The 8,844-nt window shown below is 38.6% G+C and carries 6 protein-coding genes and 1 pseudogene; 5 read left to right on the top strand and 2 right to left on the bottom strand.

What is annotated here, in order from left to right:
• Positions 1 to 329: 329 nt before the first annotated feature.
• On the bottom strand, positions 330 to 1,208 hold the full coding sequence (locus HMPREF2766_RS08530) for an AraC family transcriptional regulator (RefSeq protein WP_070569312.1): 879 nt from the start codon (positions 1,206 to 1,208) through the stop codon (positions 330 to 332).
• A gap of 75 nt (positions 1,209 to 1,283) precedes the next feature.
• Positions 1,284 to 2,483 carry an L-lactate MFS transporter gene (locus HMPREF2766_RS08525; protein WP_070569309.1) on the bottom strand — a complete coding sequence of 400 codons (1,200 nt, stop codon included), beginning with the start codon at positions 2,481 to 2,483 and terminating at the stop codon, positions 1,284 to 1,286.
• Positions 2,484 to 2,701: 218 nt separating this feature from the next.
• On the opposite strand from HMPREF2766_RS08525, the gene HMPREF2766_RS08520 reads away from it, so the two are divergent.
• The 5 genes and pseudogenes from HMPREF2766_RS08520 to HMPREF2766_RS10190 all read left to right on the top strand — a co-directional run.
• A complete protein-coding gene (locus HMPREF2766_RS08520) occupies positions 2,702 to 3,310 on the top strand; it encodes an NADPH-dependent FMN reductase (RefSeq protein WP_000779601.1) in 609 nt (202 codons plus the stop codon).
• Between the two features lie 25 nt (positions 3,311 to 3,335).
• Positions 3,336 to 5,747: a flavocytochrome c gene (locus tag HMPREF2766_RS08515; RefSeq protein ID WP_070569307.1), complete on the top strand. Its 2,412-nt coding sequence runs from the start codon at positions 3,336 to 3,338 to the stop codon at positions 5,745 to 5,747.
• A 287-nt stretch (positions 5,748 to 6,034) separates the two neighbouring features.
• Entirely contained in the window at positions 6,035 to 7,033 is a 999-nt protein-coding gene (gene ruvB, locus HMPREF2766_RS08510) for a Holliday junction branch migration DNA helicase RuvB (RefSeq protein ID WP_083303907.1), read from the top strand.
• A complete protein-coding gene (locus HMPREF2766_RS08505; RefSeq protein WP_070569305.1) occupies positions 7,014 to 7,598 on the top strand; it encodes a nucleotidyltransferase family protein in 585 nt (194 codons plus the stop codon). The genes ruvB and HMPREF2766_RS08505 overlap by 20 nt, the downstream gene beginning before the upstream one ends.
• Before the next feature lie 439 nt (positions 7,599 to 8,037).
• Positions 8,038 to 8,844, top strand: a pseudogene (locus tag HMPREF2766_RS10190) (hypothetical protein); the annotation flags it as partial.

Genomic DNA, 8,844 nt, shown 5'->3' with positions numbered 1-8,844 from the left:
AAGACCTCCTAACTTTATTTAATGAAATCCCAAACTTTTCTTTTTCATCATAATCTCCTAAAGAAGTCACCCAATCAGGTGGCTTTTTTATGGCTTGGAGAGGAAATTCCATTTTAAAAGAATTTTTTAAAAAAATGATAAATCAGAGAAAAAGTTAAGTTAGCTTTAAGATTCATCTTGTATCATATAATCATTAAATAAAGACCTCCTAACTTTATTTAATGAAATCCTAAACTTTTCTTTTTCATAATAATCTCCCTAAAGAGGCCACCCAATCAGGTGGCTTTTTTGTTTGAAAAAACTCCTTAGAAAAGACTAAGGAGAAAGAATTATGTTTTCTTTTTTAGTTGTTGATTTCGATACTGTCTAGGTGTTAGGTAATAGTGCTGCTTAAATTGACGGTTGAAGTTTGAAAGGTTGGTGAAACCGACCTGGCTTGCAATTTCTTGAATACTGAGGTTGGTTTGGACGAGTTTCTCACAGGATTTCTCAAGACGTAACTGGAGCAGGTAGTCCATACAACTGGCTCCAGTATGTTGCTTGAAAATACTCATAAAGTGATTTTTACTATATCCAAATGTTGCAGCCAGTTGCTCAATATGAATGGCTTCTGAGTAGTGCTGTTCAAGGTAGCAAATCACTTCTTTTAGTTTTTGGTATTTTTGGTAGGTATCATCTGTATAGTGTCGATTAACGTATCTATACTTAAAGAGAAGATGAAGCAATTCGTATAGTTTAGATTTTATGAGTAGATCGTAGTATATGCCTTTTTCTTCAAGGATAGAAAAAAGGGAAAGAAGGCAGGATTGAATTTGATCATAGGCCTTATCGCCTGGTGATATTTGAGGAGTGAGGCAAAAGTGACCAGAGTGGAGGGGTTGGATATAGCGTTGGCTAAAGCTGTCAATTTGACTTCTCCCAAGATAATCTAGATGAATCCGAAAGCTGGTAGAAAATAGTTCTTGATCTTTGTGAGAATAGATAGCATGGAGAGAGGTCGGTTGGATAAGAAAAATATCTCCTTCACGACTTTCAAAGCGTTCTGAGTTGATATGAACGATGGCAGAACCCTTTGTAACATAAATAATCTCTAGCTCAGGATGACAATGATAGATTGTGTCAGGAGATGTTTTGGATAAGATTTGTTTTTCAAAATCATATGGGAAGTCAGATGGGTTATCTCGTAAGAAACGTGAACGGTCTGCCATGGTAAATCCTCCCAATATTCTATTACTACTTTTATTATACCAAAAAAACTTCCTTATCTAGGAAGTTTTCGAGTTTTAAGCTTTCTTTTTCATATAAAAAATAGTAAGCATAAGTCCAATGAAGGCTAAAGCAATAGCAACATAAAAAGCTACACTATAATTTCCATCATTAGCCATTGCCATTTGAACTGCGACTTTGGGAGCGAAAAATGCTGCTAAAGAATATCCAGTGAAGACGATACCGTAGTTGACTCCTTGATTTGCAGGACCGTAATTTTCCATGACGATAGATGGGAAGACCCCCATAACACCGCCAAAGCAGATACCAAGTCCAATAATTCCTAAGGTAAACCCGAGTTGACCAGGGACGATAGTTAGGGAGAATAAAGCTAGGACAATGACAGAATAAATAATCAATAAGGTCTTTGAACGACCGATTTTATCAGAAAGTGATCCCCAGATAAAACGACCACTAGAGTTTGCGATTGAATAAAGAGAGACATAGAGAGCTGCAGTACCAGCAGAGAGTCCAAACATTGATTGACCGATTGGTGATGCTTGAGAGGCAATCATCAAACCAGAAAAGGCGCCAACAAAGAACATGCTAATGATAATGTAAAACAGAGGACTTTGTAGCATTTGTTTCCAGTTTTTATTAGTAGGTCCTTGCTTAGTTTGTACTGGAGCTTTCCAGCCTGCTGGTTGGTAGCCGCTTGGAGCTGCCTTGATAAAGAAAATTGCACAGATGATAACAACAATATAGACTAGCCCAATTGTACGAAAAGCAAAGAAGGCATCTTGTTGTTGAATGAGATTGCTCGCGACTGGGGAAGCGATGACTGCGGCAAATCCCATGCCGCCTGTCAGAATTCCAGAGGCTAAGCCACGTTTATCAGGGAAGAGACGAAGTGAATTGGAGAGCGCACCCGAATAGGCAAAACCTTGACCAAGCCCGGCCATTAATCCATAGGTCAAATAAAGCATGGCTGGTGAATTGGCATAGCCGGTTAAGTAAAATCCGCTAGCAAATAGAAGAGCGCCGAGGGCGATGGTCCATTTTACATAACCTTTGTCAACTAAATAACCTCCGAGAATCATGGGGATAGGGCCGATTGCAGAGTTGATAGCAAATGCTAACATAATATCAGACATGGACCAGCCTGTTGAGCTGCTAAGTGGTCCGGCAAAAACAGAAAAGGAATAGACGGCACCTGTGCAAAGAAGAATGGCTGTAGACGCGACTAAAATCCTCCAACGATTGAATGTCTCTTTCATAAAAACATCCTCCTTAAATGTATATTTTTTCACCAAGACTATATCATAGTTAAGGAAGCTGGTCAATAGTTTAAGAAGATATTTTGTTAATTTTTTCACGAACTTGTACTAAAGTACGATAATCTGATAGAATAACACGGTCTTTATTATCAAGGATTTACAAGATTTTCTAAAGTAGTATAATGAAAGTAGATTAAATAAATAAAAGGGGTACCAAGATGAAACTAGTTGCTATCGTTGGAACCAATTCAGATCGCTCAACCAATCGGAAACTCTTGAAATTTATGCAAAAGCACTTTTCGGATAAAGCCGACATTGAGGTATTGGAAATCAAACAATTGCCAGCATTTAACGAACCTGAGGACAAGCAAGCGCCAGCTGAAGTTCAAGCTTTTTCAGAAAAAATTCTTGCCGCAGATGGTGTGATTATTTCAACACCTGAGTACGACCACACGATACCAGCACCTTTGGCCTCTGCTTTGGAGTGGATTGCTTATACCAGTCGTGCTTTGGTCAACAAACCAACTATGATTGTCGGTGCTTCTCTCGGTTTGCTAGGAACCTCTAGAGCGCAGGCACATTTACGTCAGATTTTAGATGCGCCGGAGCTTAAAGCGAGAGTTATGCCTGGTACAGAGTTCTTTCTAGGTCATTCTGAGCAAGTACTAGATGATGAGTGTCATTTGAACAATCCTGAAAAGGTTGCAGAACTAGAAGAACATTTTTCAGAGTTTCAAAATTTTGTTGAATTAACAAAAGCTTTAGTCAAACCAGAAGATACAAATCGTAAGAAATCTTTCATTTGGGAAGAATGGTTGAAAGCATAGGTATTTCAAGAAAGGAGAACAATCCATGAAATTAGTAGCTATTGTTGGGACTAATGCAAAAAAATCCTATAATCGCAACCTCTTGCAATTTATGAAAAGACATTTTGCTCAGAAAGCGGATATTGAGATTTTAGAGATAACAGATGTACCAATGTTCAATGAAACAGATGATCAAACAGATACACCTATTATTCAGAAGTTTAATCAAGCTATTTCAAAAGCTGATGGTGTCATTATCTCGACACCCGAGCACAATCATACGATTCCATCAAGTTTGAATAGCTTGCTCGAGTGGTTGTCTTTTAACATTCATCCGCTAGACGGAAAGCCGACAATGATTGTCGGAGCTTCTTACGATATTCAAGGTTCTTCACGAGCCCAACTTCATCTTCGTCAGATTTTGGATGCTCCTGGGGTAAATGCAACAGTTATGCCAGGTAGTGAGTTTTTACTTGGTCGAGCGCATCGAGCATTTGATGATAATGGAGATTTGATTGATGAGCGAACCGTTGATTTCCTAGATAGTTGTTTTTATCGCTTCCTTCGCTTTGTATCCGTTGCAAACCAACTAAACCTTCCTGAAGAAGTTCGCTTTGAACCGGGGACTTACCATGTTACAACTGAAGGCCATAATGGTAAATTACCGATGGATGTAACGGTTTCTGAGGACCGTATTGAAAAAATCGAAATCGATTCTTCTGGAGAATCTTCAGGAATCGCAGATGTCGTCTTTACCCGTATTCCAGCAGAAATCATTGAGGGGCAAACATTAAATGTTGATGCGGTGTCAGGAGCTTCTGTGACTTCAAATGGTGTTTTAGATGGAGTTGCGCGTGCAGTCAAACAAGCCGGTGCAAATCCAGATGTTTTACGGAAGCGTTCAAAAGCGCCATCTGCCCTAGATAAAGAAGATAAGACCTATCAGGCAGATGTTGTCATCGTCGGAGGCGGAGGAGCTGGATTAGCTGCAGCGGCTGCAGTCTTACAAGCTGGTAAGAAGCCAATTGTTGTTGAGAAATTTCCTGCAATTGGAGGAAATACTGTTCGTGCAGGTGGTCCAATGAATGCACCAGATCCAGCATGGCAAGGAACCTTCGCAGCTCATCCAGGTGAGGCACATACGCTTCAAGAATTGATTGCGACAGATGAATCAACGATTGATCCAGAATATCTAGAGGACTTTAGAGCCTTGAAAGTTGAGGTTGAGCAGTATTTGCAGGACCCGAGCTATTTGTTCGATTCTACCTTGCTCTATCGTATCCAAACCTATATCGGTGGGAAACGAAAAGATTTACAAGGGAATGAAATTCATGGCCAATACGATTTGGTTTCTGTTTTAACCGAACGGGCCCTAGAGTCTGTTCGTTGGTTGGAAGACATCGGCGTTGAATTTGTTCGTAGCGAAGTGACAATGCCAGTTGGAGCCCTTTGGCGTCGTGGCCATAAGCCGGTTCAACCAATGGGGTATGCCTTTATATCTGTCCTACAAAAATATGTTCTAGAACATGGTGGCAAGATTTTGACAGATTCTCCAGTTAAAGAATTGCTTGTAAAAGACGGGGCTGTCAAGGGTGTCAGAGCAGAAGGTCGAAATGGTCAAACCATCATTGTCAATGCAGATGCCGTTGTTCTAGCTTCTGGAGGATTTGGTGCCAATACAAAGATGCTACAAAAATACAATACCTACTGGACTGAAATTGCAGATGATATTGCTACATCTAATACACCAGCTGTAACAGGAGATGGTATTCTTTTAGGGCAAAGTGTAGGTGCAGATTTAGTGGGTATGGGCTTTAGTCAAATGATGCCAGTATCCGATCCAGTGACAGGAGCTCTTTTCTCAGGACTTCAAGTTCCTCCAGCAAACTTCATCATGGTAAATACTGAAGGGAAGCGCTTTGTAGATGAGTACGGTAGCCGAGACAAGCTATCTCAAGCGGCGATTGATAATGGAGGCTTGTTCTATCTAATCGCAGATGAACGTATCAAGGAAACAGCCTACAATACTAGCCAAGAAAAAATCGATGCCCAAGTCAAAGCAGGCACTCTCTATCGTGCAGATACGATAGAAGAGTTGGCGGTTCAGATTGGTGTGAATCCACAAGTTCTAGTGGAAACGATTAAGAATTACAATTCCTATGTAGATGCAGGTTTTGATCCTGAATTTAATAAAGGTAGTTTTGATCTCAAGTGTGAGGTTGCGCCATTTTACGCAACACCGAGAAAACCAGCCGTTCACCATACAATGGGTGGACTCAAGATTGATACTTCAACACACGTTTTGAATGAAAACGGGCAGATTATCCCTGGTTTGTATGCTGCCGGAGAAGTCGCAGGTGGACTCCATGCAGGTAACCGTCTAGGAGGAAATTCGCTTACGGATATCTTTACTTTTGGACGTATTGCAGGTCAAACAGCTGTTAAAGAAAATTGTTAGTGATTGATTTAAAAATTAAGGGAATTTTAAGTCTCCTTGTGTATTATATAATCATTAAATAAAGACCTCCTAATACTCTTCGAAAATCTCACCATACTTCGTTAGAGTCGACTTAGCTAACTATAGTTATGCTTGCGTCTATCTGCCTAGTCTGATTTCGATTTTCATTGAGTACCCTTTATTTAATGAAATCCTAAACTTTTCTTTTTCATAATAATCTCCCTAAAGAAGCCACCCAATCAGGTGGCTTTTTTGTTTGTAGGCTGGATTTTTGCTATAATAGGAACATGAGTAGAATTTTAGATAATGAAATCATGGGGGATGAGGAGTTAGTCGAACGTACCCTCCGTCCTCAGTATTTACGTGAATATATCGGTCAGGATAAGGTCAAGGATCAGCTGCAAATCTTTATTGAGGCAGCAAAAATGCGTGATGAGGCGCTGGACCATGTTCTTTTATTTGGTCCTCCAGGTTTGGGGAAAACGACCATGGCTTTTGTTATTGCCAATGAATTGGGTGTCAATCTCAAGCAAACATCAGGTCCTGTCATTGAAAAAGCGGGGGATCTGGTAGCGATTTTGAATGATTTGGAGCCTGGAGACGTTCTCTTTATTGATGAGATTCATCGCTTGCCTATGTCGGTGGAAGAGGTGCTTTATAGTGCCATGGAGGACTTCTACATTGACATCATGATTGGGGCTGGAGAGGGCAGTCGCAGTGTTCATTTGGACTTGCCACCATTCACCTTGATTGGGGCTACGACACGTGCGGGGATGCTCTCAAATCCTCTGCGGGCACGTTTTGGAATTACAGGTCATATGGAATACTATGCCCGTGCTGACTTGACGGAAATTGTTGAACGAACGGCAGATATTTTTGAGATGGAAATCACTCATGAGGCAGCTGCTGAGCTGGCCTTACGCAGTCGTGGAACTCCTCGTATCGCCAATCGTCTCCTCAAGCGCGTGCGCGACTTTGCCCAGATTATGGGAAATGGGGTTATCGATGATGTTATTACCGATAAGGCTTTGACCATGCTAGATGTAGACCATGAAGGTTTGGACTATGTAGACCAAAAAATCCTTCGTACCATGATTGAGATGTACGGTGGTGGTCCAGTTGGTTTAGGAACTCTTTCTGTTAATATTGCCGAGGAGCGTGAGACAGTCGAAGATATGTACGAACCTTACCTTATACAAAAAGGCTTTATCATGCGAACTCGTTCTGGACGGGTGGCAACTGCTAAGGCATATGAACATTTAGGTTATGAATACAATGAAAAATGAACAAGAAATTCTAGAGGTTTTTAGAGAAAATCCAGATATGATGACCATTCTGACCATCATTCGTGATCTTGATCTGAAAGACTCGTGGTTGGCAGCGGGTTCGGTTAGAAATTTCATCTGGAATCTCTTGTCAGACAAATCGCCTTTTGACCGTGAGACGGATGTGGATGTGATTTTCTTTGATCCAGATATTTCTTATGAGGAAACAGTATCCATAGAGAAAAAGCTGAGAGAAGATTCCCCTCAATATCATTGGGAGTTGAAAAATCAGGTCTATATGCATCTGCACAGTCCCCACACTGCGCTTTACACGAGTTCTCGTGATGCCATGAGTAAGTATCCCGAACGCTGTACAGCGATAGGACTCCGTTTGCATGCAGACGCAACTTTGGAGCTCTTTGCGCCTTATGGTTTAGAGGATATTTTTAACTTTCACGTATCCCCAACTCCTCATTTCCTAGATAATGAGGACCGAATGAAGCTCTATCAAGAACGCTTTTCCAAGAAAAATTGGCAAGAAAAATGGAAAAATCTGACTTTCTCAAAAAACTTAAGAAAAATTTAAGTTAGGGACGGTATACTAGGTTCATAAGTTAAGAGGAACTTAACTTAAACTCCTAAAACTTTTTCATAATAATCTCCCTATAAAACTAAGTCGCCCAATTAGGCGGCTTATTTTTTAATGAAGAAATAATTGCTAATTTTCAAATTTATTGTATAGTCAGTAAAAGATTGATAAGTTATATAAAAGATAATAATTAAGATAGAATATAATATAGGAGCTGAGCGTTACATTTTATAATACTGATGTAATTTTATTTAGCTTATAGAGAGTGATTTTCGATAAATGAGATATCGATGAATTTGTTTATGAATATAATCATTAAGTCTATAGACTAATAATTATTGAACTAAAATCACTTAAATAGTATAATAAGTTTTGTAAGAAAGTTGCTAGAGACTTTTGAGTTCATAATGAAAAGTGAAGGGATTTTATAGGATAAATGAATAAAGATATTCTAGTTAACAAAAAATATTTAGCAAACAAAATTTTAACAGAATTAAGATACAATAAAAGATATATGTATAACTGGGTTAAATGGTTTGGTAATACAGATAAAGACTCTTTAAAAATTAGAGAATATTTAGAAGCGGAAATTGAAAATGTTAATTATGAAATAAAAAATTCTCGATTTGATGTAGGGAATTGTTTTATCGATGCCGTTCCCTTATTCAAAAAAATTAGTCGTTCTGAGAATGGATTGAATAACAAAAATGATGATACTCTCTGTAAACAAGAAAAAAATGTTATCAGTTTTACTGCAGAAAACAAGATAAATGGTGAAATAGAATATAATTATTTCATACTTTCTGATTTGAAAATAATGATATTAGGAGCAATTTGGGTAGAAGTTATAGGTAGAGAATTAGATAATGGACAATTATCTAATGATGTATATGCAAATCGAGTGTCTCAAAACACAAATTCCATTTTTAAACCTTATTTTGAAGCCTATTCTGATTTTAGAGATGCAAGTTTTAAAGAAGTGAAAACTCTGATTGAAAATAATAAAACGGGTATATTAGTACAGACAGACCTCAGTAAATGTTTTTACTCCATTAATATAAAAGAACTAGAAGATAAAATTAAAAAGTTACTTACGGCTAGCGAAGTAGATGAAAGTGTAATCAGATTAAATGCTTATGTTTTCAGTGTTTTAAAGAAATATAATGATTTACAAACTATCACGGAGTACATAGAAAAAACATCTTCTCAGAAAGATCAAAAAATTTTACCTATAGGTTTTTTT

Source organism: Streptococcus sp. HMSC076C08 (assembly GCF_001810825.1).
Classification (GTDB): Bacteria; Bacillota; Bacilli; order Lactobacillales; family Streptococcaceae; genus Streptococcus.
Note: the sequence above shows the minus strand (reverse complement) of the source record. Positions and strands in the feature narration are given on the sequence as shown.